At 62.7% G+C, this 25,503-nt stretch carries 24 protein-coding genes, 1 tRNA gene and 4 pseudogenes; 16 read left to right on the forward strand and 13 right to left on the reverse strand.

Features of this window, described 5'->3' with window-relative positions; translation table 11 throughout:
* Positions 1-68: 68 nt before the first annotated feature.
* The gene (locus tag GRS80_RS03570) at positions 69-716 is read right to left on the reverse strand and encodes a hypothetical protein (protein WP_235019630.1); all 648 of its coding nucleotides are present in this window, start codon (positions 714-716) and stop codon (positions 69-71) included.
* Between GRS80_RS03570 and GRS80_RS03575 the strand changes: the two are divergent.
* Positions 601-1,488 (forward strand): annotated as a pseudogene (locus GRS80_RS03575) (transposase); the annotation flags it as partial. The gene GRS80_RS03570 and the pseudogene GRS80_RS03575 overlap by 116 nt on opposite strands.
* A 633-nt stretch (positions 1,489-2,121) precedes the next feature.
* On the opposite strand, the gene GRS80_RS20580 reads toward GRS80_RS03575, so the two are convergent.
* The gene (locus GRS80_RS20580; RefSeq protein WP_343161429.1) at positions 2,122-2,550 is read right to left on the reverse strand and encodes a PAS domain-containing protein; all 429 of its coding nucleotides are present in this window, start codon (positions 2,548-2,550) and stop codon (positions 2,122-2,124) included.
* Positions 2,547-3,338 (reverse strand): methyl-accepting chemotaxis protein, encoded by a 792-nt coding sequence (locus GRS80_RS03580; protein WP_235019631.1) that lies wholly within the window; start codon positions 3,336-3,338, stop codon positions 2,547-2,549. Before GRS80_RS03580 ends, GRS80_RS20580 begins: the two co-directional genes overlap by 4 nt.
* Positions 3,339-3,850: 512 nt before the next feature.
* Between GRS80_RS03580 and GRS80_RS03585 the strand changes: the two genes are divergently transcribed.
* The gene (locus GRS80_RS03585; protein ID WP_343161430.1) at positions 3,851-4,870 is read left to right on the forward strand and encodes a Cdc6/Cdc18 family protein; all 1,020 of its coding nucleotides are present in this window, start codon (positions 3,851-3,853) and stop codon (positions 4,868-4,870) included.
* Between the two features lie 153 nt (positions 4,871-5,023).
* On the opposite strand, the gene GRS80_RS03590 is transcribed toward GRS80_RS03585, so the two are convergent.
* Positions 5,024-5,944 (reverse strand): DUF5694 domain-containing protein, encoded by a 921-nt coding sequence (locus GRS80_RS03590; RefSeq protein WP_160046363.1) that lies wholly within the window; start codon positions 5,942-5,944, stop codon positions 5,024-5,026.
* A gap of 332 nt (positions 5,945-6,276) precedes the next feature.
* On the opposite strand from GRS80_RS03590, the gene GRS80_RS03595 reads away from it, so the two are divergent.
* The 11 genes and pseudogenes from GRS80_RS03595 to GRS80_RS03645 all read left to right on the forward strand — a co-directional run bounded on the left by GRS80_RS03595 (position 6,277) and on the right by GRS80_RS03645 (position 15,261).
* Positions 6,277-6,957, forward strand: a complete 681-nt coding sequence (locus GRS80_RS03595; RefSeq protein WP_160046364.1) for a hypothetical protein — start codon at positions 6,277-6,279, stop codon at positions 6,955-6,957.
* Positions 6,957-7,262, forward strand: a complete 306-nt coding sequence (locus GRS80_RS03600) for a hypothetical protein (protein WP_235019632.1) — start codon at positions 6,957-6,959, stop codon at positions 7,260-7,262. Before GRS80_RS03595 ends, GRS80_RS03600 begins: the two co-directional genes overlap by 1 nt.
* On the forward strand, positions 7,259-9,568 hold the full coding sequence (locus GRS80_RS03605; RefSeq protein WP_160046365.1) for a DNA polymerase domain-containing protein: 2,310 nt from the start codon (positions 7,259-7,261) through the stop codon (positions 9,566-9,568). Before GRS80_RS03600 ends, GRS80_RS03605 begins: the two co-directional genes overlap by 4 nt.
* Positions 9,569-9,825: 257 nt before the next feature.
* Positions 9,826-10,290 (forward strand): response regulator, encoded by a 465-nt coding sequence (locus tag GRS80_RS03610; protein ID WP_160046366.1) that lies wholly within the window; start codon positions 9,826-9,828, stop codon positions 10,288-10,290.
* 41 nt (positions 10,291-10,331) lie between these two features.
* Positions 10,332-12,011, forward strand: coding sequence for a bacterio-opsin activator domain-containing protein (locus tag GRS80_RS03615; protein ID WP_343161435.1), 1,680 nt, complete (start codon positions 10,332-10,334; stop codon positions 12,009-12,011).
* A 200-nt stretch (positions 12,012-12,211) separates the two neighbouring features.
* Positions 12,212-12,313, forward strand: a pseudogene (locus GRS80_RS20585) (IS6 family transposase); the annotation flags it as partial.
* 151 nt (positions 12,314-12,464) lie between these two features.
* Entirely contained in the window at positions 12,465-13,181 is a 717-nt protein-coding gene (locus GRS80_RS03625; protein ID WP_160046367.1) for a helix-turn-helix domain-containing protein, read from the forward strand.
* 359 nt (positions 13,182-13,540) lie between these two features.
* Positions 13,541-13,858: pseudogene (locus tag GRS80_RS21060) on the forward strand (RNA-guided endonuclease TnpB family protein); the annotation flags it as partial.
* A 122-nt stretch (positions 13,859-13,980) separates the two neighbouring features.
* Positions 13,981-14,367: a hypothetical protein gene (locus GRS80_RS03635; protein ID WP_160046368.1), complete on the forward strand. Its 387-nt coding sequence runs from the start codon at positions 13,981-13,983 to the stop codon at positions 14,365-14,367.
* Between the two features lie 166 nt (positions 14,368-14,533).
* Positions 14,534-14,923: a TIGR03618 family F420-dependent PPOX class oxidoreductase gene (locus GRS80_RS03640; RefSeq protein WP_160046369.1), complete on the forward strand. Its 390-nt coding sequence runs from the start codon at positions 14,534-14,536 to the stop codon at positions 14,921-14,923.
* A gap of 77 nt (positions 14,924-15,000) precedes the next feature.
* On the forward strand, positions 15,001-15,261 hold the full coding sequence (locus tag GRS80_RS03645) for a HalOD1 output domain-containing protein (protein WP_160046370.1): 261 nt from the start codon (positions 15,001-15,003) through the stop codon (positions 15,259-15,261).
* Between the two features lie 341 nt (positions 15,262-15,602).
* On the opposite strand, the gene GRS80_RS03650 is transcribed toward GRS80_RS03645, so the two are convergent.
* The 3 genes from GRS80_RS03650 to GRS80_RS03660 form a co-directional block, all read right to left on the reverse strand.
* Positions 15,603-15,675: transfer RNA gene (locus GRS80_RS03650), tRNA-Pro, on the reverse strand.
* Positions 15,676-15,797: 122 nt separating this feature from the next.
* Positions 15,798-16,394, reverse strand: coding sequence for a tRNA (pseudouridine(54)-N(1))-methyltransferase TrmY (gene trmY / locus GRS80_RS03655; protein ID WP_160046371.1), 597 nt, complete (start codon positions 16,392-16,394; stop codon positions 15,798-15,800).
* 83 nt (positions 16,395-16,477) lie between these two features.
* On the reverse strand, positions 16,478-17,044 hold the full coding sequence (locus tag GRS80_RS03660) for a metal-dependent hydrolase (RefSeq protein WP_160046372.1): 567 nt from the start codon (positions 17,042-17,044) through the stop codon (positions 16,478-16,480).
* A 186-nt stretch (positions 17,045-17,230) separates the two neighbouring features.
* Here GRS80_RS03660 and GRS80_RS03665 point away from each other — a divergent pair, with 186 nt between their 5' ends.
* Positions 17,231-17,413: an HVO_A0556 family zinc finger protein gene (locus GRS80_RS03665; protein ID WP_160046373.1), complete on the forward strand. Its 183-nt coding sequence runs from the start codon at positions 17,231-17,233 to the stop codon at positions 17,411-17,413.
* 63 nt (positions 17,414-17,476) lie between these two features.
* Here GRS80_RS03665 and GRS80_RS20590 read toward each other — a convergent pair.
* The 6 genes and pseudogenes from GRS80_RS20590 to GRS80_RS03695 form a co-directional block, all read right to left on the reverse strand.
* Positions 17,477-17,589, reverse strand: a pseudogene (locus GRS80_RS20590) (ATP-binding protein); the annotation flags it as partial.
* A gap of 104 nt (positions 17,590-17,693) precedes the next feature.
* The gene (locus GRS80_RS03675; RefSeq protein WP_160046374.1) at positions 17,694-18,419 is read right to left on the reverse strand and encodes a diphthine--ammonia ligase; all 726 of its coding nucleotides are present in this window, start codon (positions 18,417-18,419) and stop codon (positions 17,694-17,696) included.
* A 205-nt stretch (positions 18,420-18,624) separates the two neighbouring features.
* Positions 18,625-19,938, reverse strand: a complete 1,314-nt coding sequence (locus GRS80_RS03680) for a DUF373 family protein (RefSeq protein WP_343161431.1) — start codon at positions 19,936-19,938, stop codon at positions 18,625-18,627.
* 145 nt (positions 19,939-20,083) lie between these two features.
* Positions 20,084-21,079, reverse strand: a complete 996-nt coding sequence (gene sppA, locus GRS80_RS03685; RefSeq protein WP_160046376.1) for a signal peptide peptidase SppA — start codon at positions 21,077-21,079, stop codon at positions 20,084-20,086.
* 137 nt (positions 21,080-21,216) lie between these two features.
* Positions 21,217-22,098 (reverse strand): phosphoserine phosphatase, encoded by an 882-nt coding sequence (locus tag GRS80_RS03690; RefSeq protein ID WP_160046377.1) that lies wholly within the window; start codon positions 22,096-22,098, stop codon positions 21,217-21,219.
* A gap of 642 nt (positions 22,099-22,740) precedes the next feature.
* Positions 22,741-23,823: a tubulin/FtsZ family protein gene (locus GRS80_RS03695; RefSeq protein ID WP_160046378.1), complete on the reverse strand. Its 1,083-nt coding sequence runs from the start codon at positions 23,821-23,823 to the stop codon at positions 22,741-22,743.
* Between the two features lie 157 nt (positions 23,824-23,980).
* Between GRS80_RS03695 and GRS80_RS03700 the strand changes: the two genes are divergently transcribed.
* Together GRS80_RS03700 and GRS80_RS03705 are read left to right on the forward strand one after the other, a co-directional pair.
* Positions 23,981-24,406 carry a DUF5791 family protein gene (locus GRS80_RS03700; RefSeq protein WP_160046379.1) on the forward strand — a complete coding sequence of 142 codons (426 nt, stop codon included), beginning with the start codon at positions 23,981-23,983 and terminating at the stop codon, positions 24,404-24,406.
* Between the two features lie 175 nt (positions 24,407-24,581).
* On the forward strand, positions 24,582-25,469 hold the full coding sequence (locus tag GRS80_RS03705; RefSeq protein WP_160046380.1) for an NAD-dependent epimerase/dehydratase family protein: 888 nt from the start codon (positions 24,582-24,584) through the stop codon (positions 25,467-25,469).
* Positions 25,470-25,503 lie beyond the last annotated feature (34 nt).

Here is a 25,503-nt window from a genome sequence, read left to right on the forward strand (position 1 = left end):
GCCTTCGTCTAACCGTTGCTCTCGCCAATTATCACCGTGGAAACGATGTCGCTAGTCCTAACATCACGCTATGAGACCCATTCTGCCCCACCGCCCCTGTAGTCCTTCGGCAGACGCTTGTCCACCTGGTACTCCACCTGCGCCCGGAACGGTCCGGAAAACACACCGGCTGCCGTCGAAACGAATGGTTGTCCCGTCGAGAGATCCACCATCGCCCCGGCAGTCGCGTTCTCCATCGAGGCGGCCAGGTACTCACCACCAGAGAGGCCCTGCCAGTGACGCTCGATCGCTTCGCCGAACTGGGCGGCGATCTCGTCTGATTCGTTCATGAACAGCGCCAGTGTTCGCTGCTCGCGCTCGCTGAGGTTCTCGATTCTCTCGCGGTCATTGAACAGGAGTGAGTTCTGGATCTCTTCCCAAGTCCAGTGGGCCGACCCTTCACCGCCGTATCGCTCGTTGTTCCGGACTACTTCCCTTGTTAGCTCGGGGAAAGTCGCGTTGTCGAACGTCCGCTTGTACGCCCGGGTGAACGCTGGATGACCGTTCTCGTTAACCTTCGCGCAGCGCCTCCGGTAGCTTTTCGAGGATCTCCTCCGGCAGGCCGTCCTCGAACTCGTCGGCCACGATGTCCCGCTAATCCTCGATGCTATCCCGGTCGAACGTGGTCGAAAGCGGGTCAACATCGTGGACGATCTCCTCGACGGTGCGACCGACATCGTCCCCGGCTTAGACCTCGTGATGATGGACCGTGAGTTCGCCAATGACGGCGTCAAAGACGCCTGCGAGGACCACGGTGTCCACTACCTGAATCCGGGTGTGGTGCGGTCCAGCAGCGACCACGAACACCAGATCGCCAAGCTCGCCAGCGAGGACAAAGACTTCGACGTCGTCAAGCAGGAGCGACTCGACGATGGACCGACGCGGAAGGCGGTCTATCTCCCGAAGCGCGAGTGGGAACGAGAAGACGAGGCCGATGACGGCACGGACGTGACGATTCGCCAGGAACTCATCGAAGACTTCGAGGACATCGGCGATACAACACCGCTCTCGGCGGATCGTGACGGCGACTCGCCGTTGAGCAATCTTCTCGATGAAGTCGCGGACGAGGAGGAGATCGACGAGCCGACACGAGTCGAATCGCCGACGGTACCCTTCGAAACGAACCTGCCGTGGGTAGACGTCGATCCCGCTGACGAACGGGAGATGAAGCACCAAATTGGGCGGGTAATGGTCTGGTATAAGCGGCGCTGGGGTATCGAAAACGGGTTCAAGAAGCTGAAGACGTTCCTCGCAGAGACACAGTCGCCCGACCACCGGTTCCGGTACTTCAACTTCGCGTTCGCCTGTGTCCTCAACAACTGCTGGCGGCTGGTGGATATCCTCGTCCAACTCGAACTGGACGGCGAAGTGGGGGACGGGCCGGCTATCTCGGCGAACTCGTTCCTGACGTTCGCCAAGAAGAATTACGGCCTCGACCCACCCGACTAACCCACTCGTTTCCTCTGGGCTCTCCTCGCTCGAGAGCGCCAGCGCTGTCCTGAGTGCGCTTTCTCCGGTGGTTTCCGTACCGCTATCCGACAGGTTTCATAGACGTACGTTCTCAACGGCTCTCGGAGAGTTATTTCAGACTGTTCAGTTGTGAAAGCTGTGCATCATAGAGGCATCTTCGCAACATCAGGGAACGATTTCCATATCGCACTATGTGATTTATCGAGCGGGATAATCACATCCAACGCAGAGACGGAGAGACGAACTCGGCAGCCACGGAAGACCCCAGAAGCAACAGATCCTAGAGCCCGTCCACGAGAAACCGACAGACAGAGCGCCACACTGGCCGTTTCCAGACGTATCCGCGAGAGAAGTGGCCCGAACGACGCTCGACCGCAGGTCGTCGTCTACCACGTGCGAATCAATTCGGGAGTAGCGGGACGAACCGATCTCGAGAACGTATAAGACGATATTTGAGATCGTGGTTTGATCTCGACGATAGGCGGTGTCGGTGGCGCTATCCTATAGTAATCGTTGAAACGATTTACACACCGCTCGCACTCGAGCGGGAGTGCAATGACTTTCAACGATCCCTATAGATTCTGAGACAATCTCGCTTGCGGAGGGGAAACGTCAATCCAGCGGTGTCGTTGCTTTCGAGTCGGCCGTCTCGGGCCAAAGCGTCTCTGCGCCTGATGGATCCGGATCCCAGATGTACCCCTCGACCGCAACGACATCGCCACCGTCGTTGTACCGGCCACGGCCCTGCTCTCGGATCCGCAAGACATCGCCGTCAGCCGTCCAAATTCGATACCGGATGTCGAAATCCTCACGATGATCCATCGCGTCTTGAACGGCGTTCCAGACGTCGTCGGCGTCACCTTCGTGAATGATATCACCGCCCAAGGTAACGGTCCCGTCTACCAGTCGTTCGCTATCGTATCCTGTGAGACCCTTCGCTCCGCCAGAGGCGAACATAACCGGCCACCCCTCCTCGTTTTTCACCCGGTAGGCCATTCCGGACAAGTTGTTGATGTACGAGGTGAGGTGAGAGACGATCACCTCGTGTTCTCGGTGAGAGCACTGGCCGTGGCCATGTCCGAGAGGATCCGGTCGGAACGACTGTCGATCACGTCGGTCGTCTCGGAGATGGTTTCGATGGTGCGAGCCTGACTGTCGTTGACATCTGCCACTTCACCGATCCCGGAAGCGGCCTCGTCAGCGGCCGACGTAATCTCCCCGAGTGCGACGAGGACACTCTCGACTTTGTCATTGGCTTCGGTAACCTGTTGGTTCGTCTGTGTCGTTTGTTCGACCGTCTGTTTGGTCTGGTGTTCAAACTGTTCGATCTGGGTAGAGATTTCGTCAGCGTGGGCGATGGTTTCGTTGGCGAGCCCCTTGACTTCGTTAGCGACGACGGCGAATCCAGCACCGGAGTCGTCGGCTTTGGCCGCCTCGATGTTTGCGTTCAACGCCAAGAGATTCGTCTGGTCTGCAATATCGGCGATCACGTCGACGACCTCTTCGATCGCCTCCATGCGGTCGCTGAGTTCATCAACTGTCGTTGTCAGTTCGTCGGTGATATCGACCACCCCGTTCATCGTCTCCAGTGCAGTCTGGGTCGTCTCTTGACCGCGTTCGGCTGATGTCTGGGCCTGTTCGGCAGCGGCCGCGACCTCTTCGGAACTAGCAGCGACCTCCTCCATCGAGGTGCTCAGTTCTTCGAGCTCCTCACGAACGTTGGCGACCTCGTCGACCTGCGTCTCTGTGACTTCGAGTGTCCCATCTACATGTTCGCTGATCGTTTCGATGTGCTCGACTGCCTGTCCAAGTTCCCCCTCTTGTGGCATGAACCCACCAAGAGAAGCGTTCAACAACAAGATTCCGGCCAATAGCAGACTGAAGACGCGCGAACGGTAAATCGAGAGACTCGAGGCCAGGGGTTCGAAGGCGGTCGAACAGATTCGATGGCAACTCCAGCGTCAAACGCCGTTTCGATCGAGTCGATGCTGCCTCGAGGCCCGACGAACGCACTCTCCGTGAATCGAGCGAACCGATCGGTGATCTCGCCGGAGCGATGAGTTTCGTGGACCTCCGGAGGACCCCGACGACCGGGTTCACCACGTCTAGTCTCGGACTCGAGGGTGGGTCGCCGCGACTGGACCGCGTGTTCGTCGGGCCACGATCGACGCCACGACACCCCGTTGCCTTCTACAGCGCCAGCGTAGTGGGTCGTCGAGGAGAAACGCTCGGAACCCGACTCGAGTTTGTTGATAAATCATATACGACGATAGCAAATCTATCGGAAGTTTCGGAAACGGCCCGGCGAGGCTTAAGGGGGTCGCCGAGAAATCCACGAGCCGTGATCGTCGACGACCGCGTCCTACGCGAGGATTTCGTGCCGAGCGAGGTGGTCCACCGCCACGACGAGGTGAATCGCCTCTCGGAGGCCCTCGAGCCGCTGGTGTACGGCCGGCGACCCGATCCCGCCTTCCTGTTCGGGCCGACGGGCGTTGGAAAGACCTGTATCGCCAGATACGCGCTGACGCAGCTGTGTAAACAGGAGCCGGACGTCCGGGTCGCCTACGTCAACTGCTGGCAGGAGTACACCCGCTTTCGGGTCCTGTACAGTATCCTCGAGTCGGTCGGACGAACGACGGGCGTCCACCGGTCGACGCCGAAAGACGAACTGTTCGGTCGGCTGTCGGCGACGGACGACCGTCCCGTCGTCGTGATTCTCGACGAAGTCGACCAGCTCGAGGAGACGGGTGCCCTGTACGACCTCCATCGACTCGCTCACGTCTCGCTCGTGATGATCGCCAACCGCGAGGACGAACTCTTTGCCGGCTTCGACGACCGCGTGCGCTCGCGGCTTCGTGCCGGCTCGAGGGTCCGATTCGACAGGTACGGCACCGACGAGCTGGCGGCGATCCTCGAGAAACGAGCCGAGAAGGCCCTCGAGCCGAACACGATCGGGGACGAGCAGTTGCGAACGGTCGCCGACGCGGCGTCGGGTGACGCCCGCGTCGGAATTGGCATCCTCCGATCGGCCGCCCTCCGGGCCGAACGACAGGGGACCGCCCCGGTCACGGACGCCGTACTCGAGGAGGCGATTCCCTCCGGACGGACGGCCGTACGGCGGCGAACGCTCGAGGGGTTGATCGAACACCAGCGGGTGCTGTACGACGTGATCGCCGACGCCGGTGAGATCGAGCCGGGTGAGCTCTACGCCACGTACGAACGTCGCGTCGAGGAGCCGAAAACCAGGCGGACGCTCCGGAACTACCTCACCAAGATGGTCCACTACGATCTGATCGAGGCCGTCGGCAAGCGCCGCGGTCGGACCTACCGGGTGGTCGACGAGGAGGTCGGCGATAGCTGAGCGCGTCTCGACGGTCTCGAACCGCTACTCGAGCGTCCTGGTCGAACACTGCTGCGACCGAGCGTCGTCGTGGCGAACACCGCTACGGTCGAGCGCCGTCGCGGTCGAACACCGCTGCGATCGAACGTCTGCGCGTCGGCAAGACCGAAGCAGTTACTCGAGATACGGCAGTGGGGACACCGGCGCGAACATCGGCGCGACCGTCAACAGGTGCCGGAGGCCCGGAACGTGAGAGGCGCCGATCACCAGCAGTATCCGCTCGCCGTCGACGCCGTTCCAGAGGTTCGTCGCGATCCGGATGTTCCGCTGGTACCAGGCCGTCAACAGACTCGTCGCGGCGTACTCGCCGAGGTCGCTCCCCTCGAGTGCTGCGGCGAAGAGCAGTTCGTCGTTCCACCGCGCCCGGTCGGGGTCGTTGAGGTGACGGTGATACTCGAGCAACGTTCCCTCGTCGAGTAGTCGCTGATCCTCGGCGATCGTCTCCTCGAGTGCGGGAAGGGGATACGCGACATCGGCGGGATCCGGGAGCAACGACTCGAACGACGGCGGCGTCTCCTCGGACTCGAGCAACGCGGTCAGGTCCTGTGGGTAATCGACGGCCGCTGGCGGCTCGTGATCGAGCTGGTCGGCCAACCGAAACCCGATCTGGACGATCTCGTTGGTCGGGTCCAGGCGCTCCGGAAGCGACCCGAGGTCACCGTCCCGATAGCTCGCGTACGCGTCGTCGAGGGCCTCCTGCTCGGCGGACGGCCACTCGACGGCGATTCGTTCGGGTTCCCACTCCGCGAGCCGACCGGCGAGATCGGCGAGTTCCCGCTGTCGGTCCTCCCTGAGGACGTCGCCCGGATCGACCGCGAAGACGTTTCCGCCGTCGCCGTCGTCCGTGTGCTGGAGGTGCGTCGATCCGAAGAGCATGACGCGCCGTTTCCCCGCCCGCAATGCGGACCGCCCGTCATCGGCTCCGTCACCTGACTCGCGGGCGGTCGGGCTGGTACAGCCGGCGACCCCCGCCGCGGAACCGATCGTCGCCGTCGCCAGGAATTTCCGGCGAGCGAGAGCGAGTTCGGCGTTCATCGGTCCGCGGAGACAGACGTGGTGGGCATCTCGTCGGTGTCGAAGTCGGCGAAGCGGTCGGGTCCGTGCAAGTGAACAGTTTCGCGTGTTCGAGTCATCGTGGTTCGCTCGGAAGGAGGCAGGCGACGACGATATGACATCGTGACGAGTTGGCGAGTGAACACCTCGGCGAAAGCTACTTCACGACGAACACCACGTTTCGGAATTTCGGAAAGTGAACGGATACCCGAAAGAGAGTGACCCGAGCGGCCGAAATCGGCCGGTCCGATTCGTTTCGGAAAATCGGAAACCGCACGCCGCCGCTTATGTGCCGTTCTGACGACCTCCCGTCTATGTCCGACTCCGCAGTTCACGGGGAACCGCTCGGCGACGAATCCGGACTGGTACTGCTCGAGGTGTCCGAACCGCACTCGACCGTCGTTCATCGACTCGTCACGCACCGGTTGGCCGACACACCCGGTCGGACGGCCTACTGGATCGACGCACGCAACGCGGCCTCGACGCACGTCCTGTACGACTGCGCCTCGAGCGCCCGCGCGCTCTCCGGCCTCCGGATCGCGCGGGCGTTTACCGCCTACCAGCACCACTCGCTGGTCCGTGAGGTCGTCCGACGGGCCGACCCGCGGACGGAGCTGATCGTCGCACCGAACGTCGCCTCGCTCTACCACGATTCCGACGTGCCTGCGTACGAACGCGAGGAGCTGTTCGCCTCGACGCTCGAGACGCTGTCGGAACTGGGAGAGGTCCTCGGCTGTCCCGTTCTCGTCACGAGCGCCGACGACGAGCGGGCGTCGGCAGTCAGCGAGTACGCACGGACGACGATTCAATGCGTGCACACGCGCGAAGGACTCCGTCTGATCGGGCCGGACGGGAACGCCGCGACCGAAGGCTACTGGCAGGGAGAGTGGTGGCAAACGACGATCCCTTACTGGGCCGAGGTCTGTGGGACCGTCGACCGACTGGACCCCGTCGTCGCCGCTTACGACCACGGGCTGCTCGAGGTGACTCCCTGATGGGGCGGACGAACCCCACTTATCGGAACGCGATTCGGGCGATAGAGTCCGAGTGGAAGCCGATGCGGCGGGCACTGCGCCGGGAGCACCAGTCGGACTTCGACCGACTGTTCGACCGCGCCCGCGGTTTCGCCGACGCGGCCGGGTACGCGAACCCGCCGGGGCCGGAACGGGCGCTCGTGTTGTCGCTGTTGCTCGCCCACGAGGCCGAGTTGCGCCGGCTTCGCGAGGAGTGTGCGTGTCGGTGTGGCTCCGACAGGGGCCCGACGGACGGCGACCGAACGCGAGGGGACGAGAGCGAATGAGTCCGTACACGTTCGAATTCGAGGGCGACACCGTCCGCGAGTGGACGCTGACCGACACCGGAGCCGAGTCCCGGCTCGTCACGGACTATCAGCCATCGCTGTACGTATCGGGTCCCGACGACGCGCTCTCGGATCTGCGAGCGCGTCTCGAGTCCGATCCCAAACTCGTCGCGACGGGGTGCGAGCGCCTGGCGACAGATCTCCACGAGGCCCACGCCGGCGACCGGAGTTCGGTGCTTCGTGCCGACCTCGAGCGCGTCGGCGAGGCACGGACGCTGGCCCGCGAGATCCGCGGCGTCTACGAGCGCGAAGCGTACGCGCCGGGGACGTTCCGGCTGTTCGACGTCGATCTGTCGCCGGGATTTCGGTACTGTCTCGACCGCGGGATCGATCCGACCCCGGGTCGTGATCTTCGAACGCTGTCGATCGAACTCTCGGAACCGGCGCTGGGAGACGGCGACATCTCTGCAGTGAGAGTCGAGGGCGAACCGATTGGCAGCACCGAGACGGACGCTGTCGACGTCCTTCGAACGCTCGAGGATCGCCTCGAGCGCGACGACCCGGACGTCCTGGTGGTGAGCCACGCGGATCTGATCCCGCTGCTCGACGAGCGGGCGACCGAACGCGGACTCGAGGGGTTTCGCCTCGGGCGTCTCCCGGGGTGGACGCGGCTGGCCGGGGAGAACACGTACGAGAGCTACGGGCGCGTGGGCCACTCCCCGGCGCGCTATCGCGTTCCGGGTCGGGCGATCGTCGACGAGTCGAACAGCTTCCTCTGGCACCAGTCGGGGCTGGCTGGACTCGAGTACATGATCGAGAAGACGGGCCGCCCCCTGCAGGAAGCGGCGTGGGGAAGCATCGGAACGCTGTTGACCTCGAGACAGATTCGACTGGCTCGCGACCGGGAGGTCCTCGCGCCCTGGAACAAGTGGGAGCCCGAGCAGTTTACCGACGTCCGAACGCTTCACGCGGCCGACCGCGGCGGGTTCACGTTCGCGCCCGAGGTCGGCTTCCACGAGGACGTCCACGAGATCGACTTCGCGTCGTTGTACCCGCGGATCATCTGCGAGCACAACGTGAGCCCGGAGACGGTCGACTGCGAGTGTCGGGACAGCCTCGGAGCTGGTACCGGCGAGGCAACCGGCGAACTCGGCGGAGACGGCCGTCACGTCCCGGAGCTCGGATATCGAATTTGTGGGGACGACGGCTTTCTCCCCGACGTTCTCGAGCCCCTGCTCGAGGACCGGGCGGCGCGCAAGCGGCGACTGGCCGCCGATCCGTCCGAGGAGGAAGCCGCCCGCCTGCGCGGCGAGTCGGGCGCGATCAAGTGGGTGCTCGTCGCCTGTTTCGGCTACCAGGGGTACCGAAACGCCACGTTCGGGCGAATCGAGTGCCACGAAGCGATCAACGCCTACGCCCGTGAGATCGCCCTCGAGGCGAAACGACGGCTCGAGGACGCCGGCTGGCGGATCGTTCACGGGATCGTCGACAGCCTCTGGGTGACTCCCCGAGTGGACGAGCCGACGCCGATCGGTGAAGTCGCGGCCGAGGTCAGCAACGCCGTCGGGATCGAGCTCGAACGCGACGGCCACTACGAGTGGGTCTGTTTCGTTCCCCGTCGCGATTCGGCCGCGAGGATGAGCGCCTCAGAGGGGACGACGGGAAAGAGTTCCTCAGGGAGGACGACAGCGGAGTCCGCGCCCGCTGGCGCGCTCACGAAGTACTTCGGAAAGCGGGTGGATGGCGGGTACAAGATCCGGGGACTCGAGTGTCGCCAGCGGAGCACACCGGCGTTCGTCGCGGAGAGTCAACGCGAGTTCGTCGAGGTCCTCGACCGGGAACGGGAGCCGGCCGCCGTCTGCGACGCACTCGATCGTCGGCTCGGCGAGCTTCGGACCGGGTCGGTCGATCCCCAGGACCTCGTCGTCACGAACCGGGTTTCGAAGCCGCTCGAGGCGTACGACCGGCGGACGCGATCGGCCGCGGCGCTCGAGCGCTACGAGTCGAAGGGACTCGAGCGTTCGCCGGGTCAGTCGGTCCGATACGTCGTCGTCGACGACGACGCCGACGGCGCCGAGCGGGTTCGACTCCCGTTCGAGGAGCCGACCGCCTACGACGCGGAGTGGTACGCGACGGCGGTGGTTCGCGCCTGCGAGAGCGTCGTCTCCCCGTTCGGGTGGGATCGACGTCGGATTCGTTCCACCCGGCAGGACGGACGAACCGTGTCACTGACGACGTTTCATACGGATTGCTGTAGCGATTTACCGGTGAGACCGCCGTCCGGGTCGCGGTCTCACCGGAACTGATCTACAGTAAACCGTATCACGGGTGAGCTGTCGTCTCTCGGCGGAGGTTGGGCAGGGCGTTCGCCATTGGCAGTTTCAAGCGAGAGAGCGTCAGTAAATCCGATATCCGACACCACATTTATATCCCGCAATCGATTGTTGAATGGCAATCGATTCATGGACGTCTTCGACACGCGAGCAGAGAGACGACACGGACGGATGTACCGGTTTCACGATACGATGCCGGCGTCGACGACCGGAATCGATACACGAGACCCATGAGCACGTCCGGAGACACTACCCCCGAGCGAGCACAGATCCTGCTAGTCGAGGACAATCCGGGAGACGTCCGGCTAACGGAGGAGGCGTTCAAACAGGGACGGATCGAGAACGATCTCCACGTCGTCACCGACGGAAATCAAGCACTCGAATTTCTCGGCAGGGATGGACGATACGAGGACGCCCCGCGTCCTGATCTCATCTTGCTCGATCTCAACCTGCCACGGACCGACGGGGAGGAGGTCCTCGAGCAACTCAAGGACGATCCGAACCTCCGATCGATCCCGGTGATCGTCCTGACGAGTTCCCGTGCGGAAGAAGACATCGTCAAGTCCTACGAACTACACGCCAACGCGTATCTCACGAAACCGGTCGATCCCGACGAGTTTATCGATGCCGTCCGGGCGTTCGAGAAGTTCTGGTTCTCCGTCGTCAGGCTGCCCTCGGAGGTGGACCGATCGTGAACGAATCCGATCCACGAACCGAGACGGCCGATCGAATCGACGTGGTCGACGACCAGAGAACCCATGCCGATCAGCGAGCGAACCCCCTCCAGATCCTGCTAATCGAGGACAATCCGGGCGACGCTCGCCTGATCGAGGAGATGCTCAAAAACACCGAAGAGCTCACTCAGCGAGTCAGAACAGACGAATCTGCCGATCAACTGCCGGAGATGATCCGTGAGACACACCTCGAGGATGGACTCGAGCGGGTGCAGTCCGATCCGATCGACCTGGTGTTGCTGGATCTCAACCTCCCGGACAGCGAGGGATTACGGACCCTCGAGACGGTCTCCGAGCAGGGTGACGAAACGCCGATCGTCGTGTTGACCGGGCTCAGAGATCAGCAAGTCGGCGTTCGAGCGATTCAGCGGGGTGCAGAGGACTTCCTCGTCAAAGACGAGGTGACGAGCGAGTTGCTGGTCCGGACGATCCACCACGCGATCGAGCGGGCTCGACAGAAACGCCAGCGTCGCCGACAACGCCAGCAGTTGGAGGCGCTAAACCGGTTAAATCGGATCGGACACGACATCACACACGCCGTGATCACGACCGAGACGCGGGCCGAACTCGAGCAACGAGTGTGTGATCGTCTCGTCGAATCCGACGCGTACCGCTTTGCCTGGATCGGTGGCGTCAATCCCGGCAGCGACCGCGTCGTTCCGAAAGCCGCTGCTGGTGTCGAAGGAGGATACCTCGAAAACGTCGAAATCACGGTCAACGAGGACGACCCAACCGGCCAGGGTCCCTCGGGAACGGCGATCCGAACCGAATCGGTCCAGGTCATGAGCGACGTCCATACGCATCCCCAGTACGAACCGTGGCGCGAAGCGGCGAAAGAGCAGGGATACCAGTCGTCGGTCGCGATCCCCATCATCCACGAGGATCTCGTCTACGGCGTGTTGAACGTCTACTCGTCGTCGCCACGGGCGTTTACCGGCCCCGAGACGACGATTCTCGCCCGCATCGGCGACATCATCGCTCACGCGATTACCGCGATCGAGCGGCGGGACGCACTGGTCAGCGACGCTGTCGTCGAACTCGAGTTCCGGGTCGACGAACTCGCCGAACCACTGGTCGCGCTCTCACGGGAAGAGTCCTGTCGCGTGGAGATCGAACAGCTGATCCGTGGCGACGAGACGTTGCTGGCGTACGGCTCTGCGTACGAGGTGTCCCAGGACCGATTTCGAGATTCGGTCGAATCCACTGACGGCATCGACGAGGTTCGGTTCCTGACGGTCAGACGTGGGGAGTTCGAGTTCGAACTCGTCGCACCAGTCGCGATCTCGTTGCTCGAGTCGATCGCCACACACGGCGGCCGCGTCGATTCTGCGACGATCGAAGACGGGGAGTTTCGGTTTGTCGTCGAACTGCCACGGGGACGGGATACCCGACAGATGATCGAGGTCATCAGGGAAAACCGCCCCGACGCCACCTATCTCGCACAGCGGACCACCGAACGGAGCGACCGAACCGACATGGGTACGCCAGGGGTACTCGAGAACGATCTCACCGAAAAACAACGTGCCGCACTCGAGACGGCGTACTTCGCCGGCTACTTCGACTGGCCACGCCAGAGCACGGGCGAGGAGATCGCCGACCGACTCGGAATCGCGCCGGCGACGTTCAACCAGCATCTCCGAACCGCCGAGCGGAAGTTCTTCGATTCGGTGTTCGAAGGGTAACTATCGGTTGCGATTCGAGCAGCTGTTTTCGTTATGTTCGGGCTGGCACCATCGATAGAATTGCCCGGGTCAAACGTGTGGATGACTCTGCGTTTCTTCTCGCCGGAGGAGTCAGACGGATTGCTGTCCCTGTGTCCCGCCGTATCCGGGGAACGGGTCCCAGATGTGGCGGTACTGACGGACAATAGATCGTATCAATCAGCGCTTGCCGCTGGTTACGACGTTTTCACCACCACTACCACCACGATCGACCCAACCAAGCGCTCGATAACCGAACCCCGTCCGAAGAACTGTGCAACTAGATTCACTAGTGCTTTGGCACGCCTGCACTGCAGGGTCGAATTCGGTGGTGTGGTCCGAGTCGACCCTGCAGTCGACGCTTGTCGAAGTACTATTTCCGGAAATTTAATGATGATGTATGAAGTTCCGTAACGTGTTAGCCAATAGTTACCAATGATCGATCTCGATATCGACATGCGGCAGTACGATTGCCCGTTTATCGACACGACCGACGACGTCGATATCGCCTTCTCCGCGGTCCAGTGGCAACTCGATACGAGCGATGATCAACTCGAGACGCGACTCATCGCGAGAGGCGAGTCGAGGGGAGCCCTCGAGGACGGACTCAAGGCGCTTCGAGCGCATCCGAACATGCGGGAGTGTTACATCCTCTCGAAGCGAGAGAACGTCGCCCAGATCGGGACGACGATCGAGCAGACGAACGCGATGGAGACGATCCAGCAAAACGGCGGCTACATCACCGGCCCGTTCCAGATCGAGCACGGTCGGGAGCGCTGGCACGTCGGGTTCGACGACGACGACGCCGAGGATCATGCCCTCGCCGAACTCGAGCGCCACAACGACTACCACGTCGAGGACCGCGACCAGTTCGGCCCCACGCCGCTTTTCGACCTCCTCGAGAACTCCGACAGCGCTATGGAGTTACTCGAGGGGTGTCGGTCGCTGACCGAGACCGAACGGGAGACGTTCGAGGTCGCCTCCCGAAACGGCTACTACGAGACGCCGAGAGAGACGACTCTCGACGAACTCGCGGATCACTTCGAGATCTCGAAGACGGCCGTCTCGATGAACCTCCGGCGCAGCGAACGCAAGATCCTGAAAGGTGCGCTGTCGGCACTCGACGGGATGGTGGGCCGCGAGGAACTCTGATACGGAACGCTGTCCGGTGGATTGGTGCAATCGCAGGACTGCTCGCGGTTTCACCGTCGATGACCGACAGCAGTCCGGACGACAGTAAACCGTATCAGCATAATTCGAGGTGACCCTCCGACCTCAAGGAGCGAGCGAAGTCGTTCGAAAGACCGGAGGTCTTTCGTGATGACGAGACGTTCCGCGTCTCGAACCACGAGCGAGTAGGTCGGAGAGGACAGCGAGGGATCGAAGATCCCTCGAGCCGTGCGAACGGGCTACGGCCCGTGAGCAGAAATCGACGAAGGATGGCACAACCGCACGACAGTAGCTACCCGACTCCCCGGAGCTATAAGTACCGTTGGGAAGTGATCTGAAATATAGGGGTGCGTCGAACCGCGCCGGTCAAACTCATTGTCCCCGATGAGCACCGCGACGAGCTCCACGAATCCGCTCGACAGTTCCTTCACTGCGCGAACCGTGCCGTCGAGTTCTGTTGGGATGACGAGACCTACACGGACTGCATTACGGCGAATACGACCGCACGGGACGCGCTCTACATGGAACTCCGAGAGGAAACCGACCTTACCGCCAACCTCGTTCAAGAAGCCATCCGACGCGCCGTTCAAGCGACAAAAGGGTGCGTCGAACGGTGGAAACAGGGCAAGCGGGTGAGCCAGCCGCAGTTCACATCATGGAACTATTTACCGGTACCCGCTCCACGAGCCACGGATGTGTCGGCACCGACGGACAGAAAACCGTATCATTCGCACCGGATGCGGTCCGTACCTTCTTGCCAGTCGCCGATATACCACGCTGTATGGACGAACTCTCACTCGGCGTTCCCGAACCGATCCTCGAACGATTGCCACCGGAGGACGAGACCGTCGCAGCCGACATGCGAGAAGCGATCGCAGGCTGGGAGCAACGACTCAACGACGTGATCGACGAAGCGGACGACGACCGGGAGGCTGCCACGCAGATCCTCGAGGCGATCGACCGATTCGAGGAACGCTACCAGACGTACGACGAACTGGTGCCGGAGCTGCGTGCGTGGGGACAGTCCCCGATCTACGCACTGGCGTGGCGGACGCTGTACGCGGACGTCATCGCTCAACTGTACGACCACGACGACCTCGGAGAACACCTCGAGCGGGAACGAAACGCACGGCTGGTCCAAGACGGCATCAGACTCCGTGATCTGTAGTTCCCAACCGAAATGATCCGTCGTTGTCGACCGGGACCGAGGCCGTCACGTACGTTTGTGGCCGCTCTCCTCCGTCGGTTCGAGACCATGCCGGGCAACCGCTCGAGCGACTGGCCCCTCCGAGTGAAGGCACCAACTGAAAACCCCTGGTCGGTGAAACCGGTCTATGGCCTCGATCCCCAAGGAGGTTCACGACCTGTTCGAGAAACGTACGTTCGCCCACGTCGCGACGCTGACCGACGACTGCGATCCACACGTCACGCCGGTGTGGATCGACTACGACGCCGATGACGACCGGTTGCTGTTCAACACTGAACGCCACCGCCGCAAGCTTCGCAACCTCGAGGCGAATCCCTCCGTCGGTCTCAGCATGATCGATCCGGACGATCCATACCGTCACTTCACCGTCATCGGTGACATCGAGGAGATCACGACCGACGGCGCTCGAGAACATATCGACGAACTTTCCCGGCGCTATCTGGACCAGGACTACCCGCAGCCGATCGAAAGCGAGCGCGTGATCGTTCGCATCCGTCCGAACGAAGTTATCGTCTGAACACCGTCAGACGCACGTCAGCCACACGTCGGAACAGAATCCTGGGGCTTTTTAACCCGGTTCGTTGGACGGCCGGTATGGGGCCCGGGGAATCAACGAGCGTCAAGATCGCCAAGAAAGTCGCCGCACGCGACGGAACCAGTCCGAGTGACCTCCAGCCACCGCTGTACGCGGCGGTCGATACGGACGCACTGGACGCCCTGTTTCGTCCGTCGACGACACGCGAAACCGACCTCCGTCTCGAGTTTACCTACCGAGGATACACGATTTCGGTCACGCCACCTCAGGAAATCGAAATCGAACCGAGGTGTTCGTCCGCCGAACCACCGGTCGACTGAGACGAATTGTTGTCTCACAGAACTGCCCTCGATCACGAGGGGTACTGATAGGGATTATCGTAGGAGTTCATCGTTTCCCAGTGAAGAACCGAGAGACAGTGCCGAAAGAGAGGATTCGAAACCGGTGGTTGGCTACGATAATCCCTATGAGGACAAATCTCACACTGGCAGGTTGCCACGGATCCATCGTCAGCAGATAGAAATGGCCGGCGCAGATTACGAACCACGCCCAGACGTGCTCGCTTCGCTGTGCGCGACTGGTCTACTTCGAATCTGCTTGGTTCCATTTGTCCGCATCGCAAACTCGTCGCTTCGCTCCCCGTTTTGCGATGCGGGAAAAGTGGGCCGGCGCAGATTCGAACTGCGGTTACGGCCACCCGAAGGCCGAAGGATACCAAGCTACCCCACCGGCCCGCATTTCGAAAGTGATCATCCGAGCGTTTAACGGTTCCGAAACCGTTCATCGGCTGAGAGAAAAGGACCAAAATACGCCCGACGTGACCCGGTCGGTTCGCCGTTAGCAACCGGGGAATCAGCTACCAGCGCTCGTAGCCGTTCGTATCCAGAAAGTGATGAGCGATCGTGATCGCTTGATCGGCGTGCACCAGCTCCGGACCGAGTCGAAGCCGCCGGTCGGCGGCGGCCTCGAGCGTCCGGCGCTCGTCGTCGGTGAAATCCCGGTGGTCCGAGAGGACGAACGTCGGATCCGCGAGGTCGCCGGCGTCGACTACTGGATCGCCGTCCTCGTGTAGTTCGATGATCGGCCCGTCCTCACCGACGGACTCGAGCGTCTCTTCGAATCCGCGGCGGTAGAGTTCGACGCCAGGGCTCGGTTCGGCGGGGAGTGCACCGATCGCCTCGCCCCGATGCTCGAGTGCGTTCCGGACGAGTGCGGCGGTGCTCCGTTCGTCCGGATTGAGACGACGAAGCTCGCGACCGTCGAACGAGATCGTGAGTTCGTCCTGGGCCACGAGGTGGACGCGGACGTCCGAACGGATGCCGTGGGAGGTGACGAACGAGGCGGTGATCGATCGGCAAAGCGCGTCGAGGCGGCCGGCGCCGCCGGCGAGGTCGTCGAGCGAGAAATCGGGATCGGTGGGAACCTCGTGGCCGACGAGTACGAACTGGCGCATACTCGGGCTACGGACGGCTGAGGGATAGCCGCCACGATTCCGTGCGGTACGCTCGGCCGGGAGACGGTCTGACACGATTTCGGCTACTCGTCTCGAGACGGAACACGTCTGCCGCGTTCGAACAGTACGCGTACGTACCCCAGTCCGGGTGCTCCGTCACGGTACCAGACGACCGCCGCGAGGACGAACAGTCCGAACTGGAACAGTTCGTAGGGCCCCATCGCATAGTAGGTAAGAATCGCGTCCAGCACTCCGTCGACGGGATCTTCCGGCGGCTGTTCGACCAGCGGCCAGAGGAGGAACTCGGTTCCGGAGAGGTCGCCAGTGAGCACCGAGGGTGGGACGTCGGCCAGGAGATGAGAGAGGTGACCGACGACGAACGCGACGCCGACGCCACGAGCGTCGAAGCGGATCGCCAGGGCGTAGACGGCCAGAACCAACACCGCGGCGAACAGAAGCGAGTGACCGAGCGTGCGACCGCCCGGGAGGACGTCGAACGTCCACGCGAGCGGTTTGTCGATCAGGTCGGGGAGCTGTGAGCCGATCGCGAGTGCGATCGCCGGAAGCGAAAGCGGCGGACGATCGTACTGGTAGTGGGTGTAGGCAGTATACAGGAGATAGGCGACGGCGAGGTGTCCCCAGGGCCACATCGCTCTCCGATTCCGTGTGGAAGCGGATAAACGGATCGCCGTGTTTCGGTGCCAGCGGATCCTCGCAGCCCGCCAGTCGGTGCCGGCGGATCCTCGCAACCCGCCAGAGTGCTCGAGCACCGGAATAGAGATGGGATGGCACAGGCAGGGTCAACCGTTACCCCTTCCCCAGCCGGGTGTGGTGATATGGCGAAATCACAGCCGTCGCAGACCGACCGACAGGGACGTCAGCTACTCACGATTCTGGAGGGGCGGACCTGCCCGGTCTGTCCAGACGGCGAACTCGAGCGAGCGACGTACAAGGACAACCGAGCCGTCGTCTGTGACAGTTGCGGCACGCCGCAGGCACAGGTCTGGTCCTCCTCGTGACCGGTTCCTGCGGGTCGCTATCCGATCCGTCGGCTGCCGAATCGAGGCTCGCCGGAGCGATCGTCAACCCAACTGCGCGTCGGTGATCCGCAATCGCCTCGAGACCCGTCCCACTCACGCTCGTACTCGAGGTCGATCCACCGGTCCATGTGCGGCCCGTCGACCACCAGGGTCTCAGAACCACCTTTTTTCCGCTCGGGTCGACTTCGTCGACCGCTCGCGCAAAAATCTGGACCAAAAAAAGCCGCTCGTTCGCTTCGCTCACTCACGGTCGAACCAATCACTCCAGTTGCGCGTCAGTGATCCGCAACCGACCCCGGGACCCGTCCCACTCACGCTCGTACTCGAGGTCGATCCGCCGGTCCATGTGCGGCCCGTCGACCACCAGGGTCTCGAACTCCCCACCTTCTCCCAGAATGTGAACGCCGTACTCGTCGTGTAGTTCCTCGAGTTCGGCGAGCGTCTCGCAGTCGAGTGTTCGTCCGAGCCAGGAATCGTCTAACCCGTAGGCGGCGACCTGGACGATCAGGATCTCGAAGCCAGCCTCGAGCATCGAGTCGGCGAGTTCTCGTGGATCTTCCTGCCACAGCGGCGCGAACAGCTCACACCCCAGACGCTCGCACATGGCTTCGATCCGGTTGGTCTGATACTCGCTCTCGACGGCACCGGCCGTCAGGCCCGCGATCCCACCCTCGAGATTCCGATCGAGCGTCTCGAGGGCGGCTTCGAGCGGCTCGAGTTCGTCGTCGCCCTGCTCGCTCGAGTCGTCGGCCAGCCCCGCCTCGAGGTCGCCCGGATCGACGTCGACGAGTTCGATACCGACGCTCTCGGCGGCGAGTTCGGCGAGTTCCGTCGCGGGAACGTGGTACATGTACGAGTCGTCGCTCGGGTGGACGGTGACCAGTCGCCGAACGTCGAGGCCGTCCTCGAGAGCGCGGTACAACGCCCACGAGGAGTCCTTCCCGCCGGAAAAGAGGCTCACCCAGGCCCCGTCTGCGTCGCTCATGGTTGTGCGTGCATCTACGGGGGTAAATGGGTGACGAGTTACGCGTCCAACTGAAACGTTCGCCCGACTCGCTGGTGAACGCGAACCCGTCCGGTACGTACCGACGGATCGGAACCCGACCGTCTCGTACGGATTTCTGTCCCGATCTCCGGGTACACCCGCCCCACGGTCGCAGTGCGTCGGCACTGACGGACAGGAAACCGTATCACTCGCCCTCGTCGGACTCCGGTTCGGCGCTCGAGTCGCCATCGACGCCGGTGGCAGCCGTCGAACCCGATCGTGAGTTCGTCCGGTCGTCGACGATTTCGACGCCCGTCTCGTCGTTTCCGGCGCCCGTCGACCCCGTCGGTGGCGGTCCGCCGTCCGTCAGGCCGGACGTGGCGCTGGCTCCGTCGTCGAGTTCCGTTTCGTCTCGGCCGCTGAGCGACGCTGCCAGTCGAGCGCCGACGAGACTGACCGCGATCGCGGCGACGACGTACACCGCCAGCCGCTCGCTTGCGGTGACGAAGACGGTTTCGACCGGAAGGGTTCCGTGGCTGGCGATCTCGACCGGATCGATGAGCCCCTGTTGCTCGAGGAAGTACGCCGAGAAGCCACGGATCACGAGCCCGACCGAGAGCACGACGAACGGCAGGTTGAGATAGGAACGCCGGATCGGTTCCTCGCCGATCAGCTCGTCGAGGACTCGACCGGCACTCGCGGTGAGCGCGGCGACCGCAAGCCACGGGATGCTATCGTACGTAAACTGCATCGTCGGAATCACGATACCCGACTGATCCTCGAGATTCGAGACACCGAGCCCTCCTGCGAAGAGGCCAACGAGAGTCAGTCCGGCGGCGGCGACGTAGGTGACGACCGACACCTGTCCGGAGTACAGCGACTCCCGGACCTGGTGGGCGGCACCGGTGATGATCTCGTCGATGCTAAAGCCCTTGTAGAGCAAGAAGAGGCCGATGACGCTGGTGATCGCGGCGGCACCTTCCGCGGGTCCGACGACGGTCGCGAGCATCGGGAACACGAGAAGCGTCAGGCCGATCGGGACGAGTACGGTCTGGCGAAGTTCTTCGTCCGCGAGAAACTGCTTGAGCAGGTAGTACGTCGACTCGATGTCCCGGGCCTGCCGAACGACGACCCGGTCGACCGAGTCGACCTGGACCCGACTCTCGACGACCGGGACGAGCCGCTCGTCCTCTGCGCTGTCGATGACGACGACCGCGGACTCCGGCTCGTACTCGGCGATGAGTTCGTCGAGTTGGCGAGCGACTGCTCTGTCTGCCGAGACCATCGACTCTCGGTCCCCCGAGACGACCGCCACGACCGCCTCCTCGTTCTCGTCGCGGAGGTTCTGGGCGACGCGAAGCGTCTCGAGCAGGGAGTTGACCCCCGAATCCTCCGGATCCGCGAGGCCGATGTCGGTCACGAGCGCGCGGACTGCCTCCCAGCCGACGATCGGCGAGCGGAGACCGGCTTTCCGGCCGACGTCGTCGGTCCGGTCGAGACAGACGACCAGCGTTGTCACGGTACCTGTTCCTTTCTGTGTGACGATAAAACCACGTACTCGTTCGCCAAGCTCGTCGAGCGACCACCCCAAACCGCCACGGTAGCGGCGCTTTCGTTCACGTACCGGTTCTCTCGATTTCCAGAACTGACGACAGCAAACCGTCTCAGGACCGCAGTCGAAACTCCCTCGGTTCGGCCAGTCCGGCGATACCGGCCCCGAAGGCGTAGGCGACGGATCGCGCGCCGGCTCCCATGCGAGCGACCAGCGGCCGCTCGGGTTCGAACTCCTGGACGGTCACCTCGTCCGTCTCGAGGCGATCAGCGAGCACCTCCTCGACGTCCCGGCGGGTGCCGAGTTCGTCAACCAGGTCCAGTTCGTGAGCCGACTCGCCGAGGTAGATTCGGGCCTCGGTGTCGCGGACGAACTTCGGCTCGAGATCCCGGCCGTCGCTGACGCGCTCGACGAACGTCTCGTAGTAGTCGTCGATCACCCCCTGCAGGTACTCGCGTTCGTCGTCGTCCATCTCCTTCAGCGGCGTTCCGGCGTCTTTGTACTCGCCGGCCGCCAGCCGTTCATACGAGAGACCGATCTTCTCGGCGAGTTCGCTCGCGTTCACCCGCGAGCCGATGACGCCGATCGAGCCGACGATCGACCCTTCGCGGGCCCAGAGTTCGTCACAGCCGCTTGCGATCCAGTAGCCGCCGCTTGCACAGACGTCGGTCGCGTAGGCGATCGTCGGCCCCTCGAAACGATCGGCTGCGAGCCTGATGTCGTCGCTCGGGACGACCTCTCCACCGGGGGTGTTCAGTTTCACCAGTAACGCCTGTACGTTGTCGTCGTCGTTCGCCCGATCGATCTGTTCGACGATGTCGTCCGCCGGCGTCGCTCGCGGACTCGAGGGGAGCGCACCACTCCCACCGTCACGCGTAATCGGCCCCTCGACTGCGACCTCGGCGACGTCGTAACCGGGAAACAGCGAGCCCGCGATGCTTCCGGCGATCTTGACGCCAACGAGTAACACGCCGAGTGTGAGGACGACACCGAGTAGCTCCGCCACCGTCTCTGGATAGACGACGAACAGTCCAACGCCGAGGACGGCAAACAGCACCGTTCCCGACAGCACGATCGCGAGCCGACCGATTCCAGCCTTACTGACCATCGATCACACCTCGAGTCATATCACCGTCTGCGTGTGCTGACCTGTTAAAAGAGTCGTCTGCCGCATCCACCGACGGCATCGCTCGGTGTCGAACCGTCGAAAATCGAACGGAAGACGAATCGAAGCGACGACCGCGGTTACAGGAGCCCGGTCTTCTGGAGCTTCATCAGGTCCTCGGTATCGAGGGTCTCGCCTTCCTTGAACTTCTGATAGATCTCCTCGGCTTCCTCTTTGGCTTCCTCTTTTTTCTTGTCGCGTTCGGACTTGCGCTCCTTTTCTTCTTTCTTGTCCAGTTCGCGCAGACGCTTCTGGACGCGCACGAAGTCCTCGTGGTGCTGGTCGGCGGCCTCCTGGGCCTCGACGAACGAGTCGTGCATGTCGTCGGCGTCGTCACGGATATCGTCAGCCTCGCGGTAGGCCTCGATCATCTGGTTGTGGTGTTCCTGGGCCTTGTCCGCGAGTTCAGTGACCTTCTGGTGGTGTTTGGAGGCCTCGGAGCGAACCTCCTCGGCTTCCTCGACGAGTCCCTCTAGGTCCTCGTTCTGGTCGAGTTTCTGCTTTCGCTCCTCGTACTCCTCGCGTTTGGACTCGATCTTCTCGATGAGCTCCTTTTCTTCCTCACTCGAGAGGACCTCGGTCTGCTGTTTGAACTCGAGTTGCTCGATCTCTTCTTTGAGCTTGTCGAGGTCCTTGCCCTCGTCGAGTTCCATGTCCGATTTGAGCTTCTCGACCTTGTCGAACAGCTCGTTGGCCTCCGCGTTGAGTTCGTTGCGTTTATCCTTGTGCTCTTGGACCTGCTCGTTTAACTCGTCACGCTGTTCGCGGTGTTCCTGGGCCTCGTCGACCTTCTCGCGTGTCTTCGCGTTGAGGTCGTCGCGTTTCGAGGCTCGCTCGGAGGCCATCTGGTTGAGATCGTTTCGCCGATCTCGCAGTTGGCCCGCCATCTTGATGAGCTGTCCTTTCGATTTGTTTTCAAGGTCGTCTTCCGTCAGTTCGATGTTTTTCGATTCGTCTACCATGTGTTATTCAAACCTCTGTGCCATACCCGCACCGGAGTGGTCGGACCGACCACCGACGCATTCGTCGCTGGTGACGTACGTCGGTATCGGCCGAAGAGAGCGACCGCTCGGAATCTGCGAAATCTCGGTGAGTAAGATTTCCTGTCATCGATCGTCGAGCGATACGCGCCCCGGTGGCGTTCTGGTACCCGTGAATACTGTCGCCTGTAATTTAAAAGTACCGATCGAAAAAACCGTGAAAACCGTTAGCAGACGCCCCGTCGTCCGTGTTGGACAGTAACATGCCGACCCACACGACATATAAACGGGTGGACGAATTCGACTCGGAGGGATTATCGTCGCCAACCGATCGCTTCGCCGCTTGTCTGTCGACACCGTGTCTCGACCGACGGGCGGGTAATCCATGGACTTCTACGATAATCCCTATCAGTTTCTCCACTCGAGGCGGCGACCGACCGACGCCGTCGCCGCGTCGCACCTCGTGTGATTGGGTGTGGCGTGGCTATTTCCCGGCGTGACGCAGACGGATCGCCGCCCCGTACTGCGGGGTCGCGATCCGTCTTATACGGATTGCTGTACCGATGTACCGGCGAACTCGTACCTGTCTGCGGGTTCGGCGGTAGCGATTGACAGTATACCGTATCAGAATAGGTTCTCGAGGCGGTCGTCGGTGAGCTGGTCGACGTTCTCGTCGGGATCACGCGCCTCAGTCTCGTTTGCCGTCTTCGCACGCTCCATGAACTCGTCGAGGCGGGCCGAGCGTTCGGCCCCGCCGAGCAGGACCAACGCGCCCAGTCGTTCGCTTTCGATGGGGAAGTCGCCGCCACGGACCTGCATACTGTCGATTTCGTCTTCGACCCACCGGCGGGCCCGCTCGACGCCCTTGCGGGGGATGCGATCGGGCTCGCCCGCGATGACGACGAGCGCCGAGTCAGCTGCGGTCGCAGCGGGCATGCTCGTTCCGGTCAACAGCGCTTGTCTCGTGACCGTCATGGTCACCTGGATGTTCTCGGCGCTGTCCTCGCTTGCAACCTCGCTTGCGTACCCCAGCACGGAGACGCCGCCGGAGCGAAGCGTGTTGATGACCTCACTCGAGTCGACGACGCTCTCGCCGACGCCCTCGGTCGCCTCACCCGAGGCAAACAGCAGGCCGACACGCCGGGCGATCTTCTCGTTGATCGTCTCGAAGGCACCCTCGACGCTCTCTCCCTGTTCGTGCCAGGAGTCGTTGTCGATCAGGAGCGTTGAGTCGGCCTCCCTGAGCAGCGTCTTCAGCGAGCGGCCGGCGTTGGCCTGGTACAGTGCACCCTCGTTTCGGCCCGGAAGGACGCCGAGTGCGTAGACGGGGACGTCGTACACCCGCTTCAAGTGGTGAACGAGAACGGGTGCGCCGCCGCTTCCCGTCCCGCCACCGAGGCCGGCGATCACGAAGATTGCCTCGGCGCGGGAAGTGACGCGGCCGTCCAGGTTGCCGAGGACCTGCTGAATGTCCGATTGCATGATCTCGGTACCGAGTTCGTTGTCGCCGCCGACGCCGTGACCGTTGACGCGGTCGGCGCCGATCAGCTGCGTGTCGACGAATTCGAGGGAGTGGAGGTCGGGTTCTGCGGAGTTGACGGCCAGGGCACCTTGAACGGCGTCGAAGCCCATGTTCGCGTCGAACCGGGCGAGCCGTTCGGTGACTTTCCCACCAGCCTGACCGATCCCGATCAGGGCGACTTTCATACAATTCGTCATACGCATGAGGGAAGTTGAACGTTCCGATGAGATACACGTGCTATCACGGGACGTGGACTGTCCCGATCGATCACCAGCCCAACCACCGATCGATCGCGATTGTTGAATGGTAACCCACTTGTGGCCGAGCGCTGTCGGTTTCGGTATGTTCTACGAACAGCGGATGGCCGTTCCCGGCTCGCCCGCCGAACTGCGAGCGGAGTACGAGGGCGACCTCGAGGCGGTCGTCGAGACCCACGGTCTGGATACCGTCGCCACGGAAACCGGGCTCGATCGGGACGTCGTCGACGCACTCGTTGCGGGCGACGCTCCCGACCTCTCACTCGAGGACGCAGCCGAAATCCAGTCGCTCGCGGAGGGCGCGCCCGATCCGGAGACGATCGTGACGATGGCCTGCGAGCACCTGCTTCTCGGCATGTCCACGGCGGTCCTCGATGTCGACGCCGTCGAGAGCGAACTCGAGATCGACCTGGACCCAAAGGAGATTCAACAGAAGATCGAACGCCGCGCGCCGATGTCCCTCGAGGAGTTCGTCCACATCCAGTACGTGATCGTCGACAACACGCCGTGATCGAACCGTTCCGGACGATACTCACTCGAAACGCGGCAGAACCTCGTCCTCTATAGTAGCCACTGAACGTCATTGCACACCTGATCGCCAGCGGGATCGGTGATCAGTGTGTGGATCATTTCAGTTACTGTACCTCGAGCGACGACCCTATTGTCGTCGGCTCCCGACTCGGCGTATGCACGTCGCGATACTGGGCTGTGGATACGTCGGCCTCGAGCTGGGCCGACAGCTCGAGACGCGTGGACACGACGCGGTCGGCGTCCGGCGCTCCGCGGAGGGCGTTCGCCGGATCGAGGACGCCAGTCTCGAGGCCGTCCGGGCCGATATCACCGACCCCGACGCGCTGGCGGACGTTCCGGACGCAGACGCGATCGTCTTTATTGCGAGCAGCGGCGGCCGCGGGGCCGAGACAGCCCGCGAGATCTACGTCGACGGTCTCCGGACGGCGATTGAAGTCTTCGGCGAACGCGAAAACCCACCTGATCGGTTGGTCTACACCTCCTCGACGGGTGTCCACGGCGACCACGACGACGACTGGGTCGACGAACAGACGCCGCTCGAGCCGACGACGGAGAAAACCGCGGTGCTCGCCGAGGCCGAACGGATCGCCCTCGAGTATCCGACCGAGTACGGGTACGACGGCACCGTTGCGCGCTATGCGGGGCTGTACGGACCGGGGCGGTACCGACTCGAGCGCTACCTCGAGGGGCCGGTCACCGAGGGCTACCTGAACATGGTCCACCGCGACGACGCCGCGGGGACGGTCCGCTACCTGCTCGAGGAAGAGCTCGCGCGCGGTGACGTCGTTCAAGTCGTCGACGACGAACCCGCCGAGAAGTGGGCGTTCGCCGACTGGCTGGCCGACGAGTGCGACGTCGACCGACCGCCGAAGCGGACGAAAGCCGAACGGCTCGAGGACGACGACCTTTCTGACGCCGCCCGTCGACGGATCCTGACCAGCAAGCGGTGTTCCAACGAGAGGCTCCGTGCACTCGGCTACGAGTTCGCCTACCCGACGTTTCGCGAGGGGTATCGCGACGCGGTCGACGCGTACACGGGATGACAGTCACCTGGGGAGTGCGATCGGGTTCGGGGAC

Source organism: Natrialba sp. INN-245, assembly GCF_009807105.1.
Taxonomy (GTDB): Archaea; Halobacteriota; Halobacteria; order Halobacteriales; family Natrialbaceae; genus Natrarchaeobius; species Natrarchaeobius swarupiae.

Coding starts and splice junctions, on each gene's coding strand:
- GRS80_RS03570 (WP_235019630.1), bottom strand. CDS start 716: ATGTCGGTCGCACCGTCGAGGAGATCGTCCACGATGTTGACCCGCTTT.
- GRS80_RS03580 (WP_235019631.1), bottom strand. CDS start 3,338: ATGCCACAAGAGGGGGAACTTGGACAGGCAGTCGAGCACATCGAAACG.
- GRS80_RS03590 (WP_160046363.1), bottom strand. CDS start 5,944: ATGAACGCCGAACTCGCTCTCGCTCGCCGGAAATTCCTGGCGACGGCG.
- GRS80_RS03595 (WP_160046364.1), top strand. CDS start 6,277: ATGTCCGACTCCGCAGTTCACGGGGAACCGCTCGGCGACGAATCCGGA.
- GRS80_RS03600 (WP_235019632.1), top strand. CDS start 6,957: ATGGGGCGGACGAACCCCACTTATCGGAACGCGATTCGGGCGATAGAG.
- GRS80_RS03605 (WP_160046365.1), top strand. CDS start 7,259: ATGAGTCCGTACACGTTCGAATTCGAGGGCGACACCGTCCGCGAGTGG.
- GRS80_RS03610 (WP_160046366.1), top strand. CDS start 9,826: ATGAGCACGTCCGGAGACACTACCCCCGAGCGAGCACAGATCCTGCTA.
- GRS80_RS03625 (WP_160046367.1), top strand. CDS start 12,465: ATGATCGATCTCGATATCGACATGCGGCAGTACGATTGCCCGTTTATC.
- GRS80_RS03635 (WP_160046368.1), top strand. CDS start 13,981: ATGGACGAACTCTCACTCGGCGTTCCCGAACCGATCCTCGAACGATTG.
- GRS80_RS03640 (WP_160046369.1), top strand. CDS start 14,534: ATGGCCTCGATCCCCAAGGAGGTTCACGACCTGTTCGAGAAACGTACG.
- GRS80_RS03645 (WP_160046370.1), top strand. CDS start 15,001: ATGGGGCCCGGGGAATCAACGAGCGTCAAGATCGCCAAGAAAGTCGCC.
- trmY (WP_160046371.1), bottom strand. CDS start 16,394: ATGCGCCAGTTCGTACTCGTCGGCCACGAGGTTCCCACCGATCCCGAT.
- GRS80_RS03660 (WP_160046372.1), bottom strand. CDS start 17,044: ATGTGGCCCTGGGGACACCTCGCCGTCGCCTATCTCCTGTATACTGCC.
- GRS80_RS03665 (WP_160046373.1), top strand. CDS start 17,231: ATGGCGAAATCACAGCCGTCGCAGACCGACCGACAGGGACGTCAGCTA.
- GRS80_RS03675 (WP_160046374.1), bottom strand. CDS start 18,419: ATGAGCGACGCAGACGGGGCCTGGGTGAGCCTCTTTTCCGGCGGGAAG.
- sppA (WP_160046376.1), bottom strand. CDS start 21,079: ATGGTCAGTAAGGCTGGAATCGGTCGGCTCGCGATCGTGCTGTCGGGA.
- GRS80_RS03690 (WP_160046377.1), bottom strand. CDS start 22,098: ATGGTAGACGAATCGAAAAACATCGAACTGACGGAAGACGACCTTGAA.
- GRS80_RS03695 (WP_160046378.1), bottom strand. CDS start 23,823: ATGAAAGTCGCCCTGATCGGGATCGGTCAGGCTGGTGGGAAAGTCACC.
- GRS80_RS03700 (WP_160046379.1), top strand. CDS start 23,981: ATGTTCTACGAACAGCGGATGGCCGTTCCCGGCTCGCCCGCCGAACTG.
- GRS80_RS03705 (WP_160046380.1), top strand. CDS start 24,582: ATGCACGTCGCGATACTGGGCTGTGGATACGTCGGCCTCGAGCTGGGC.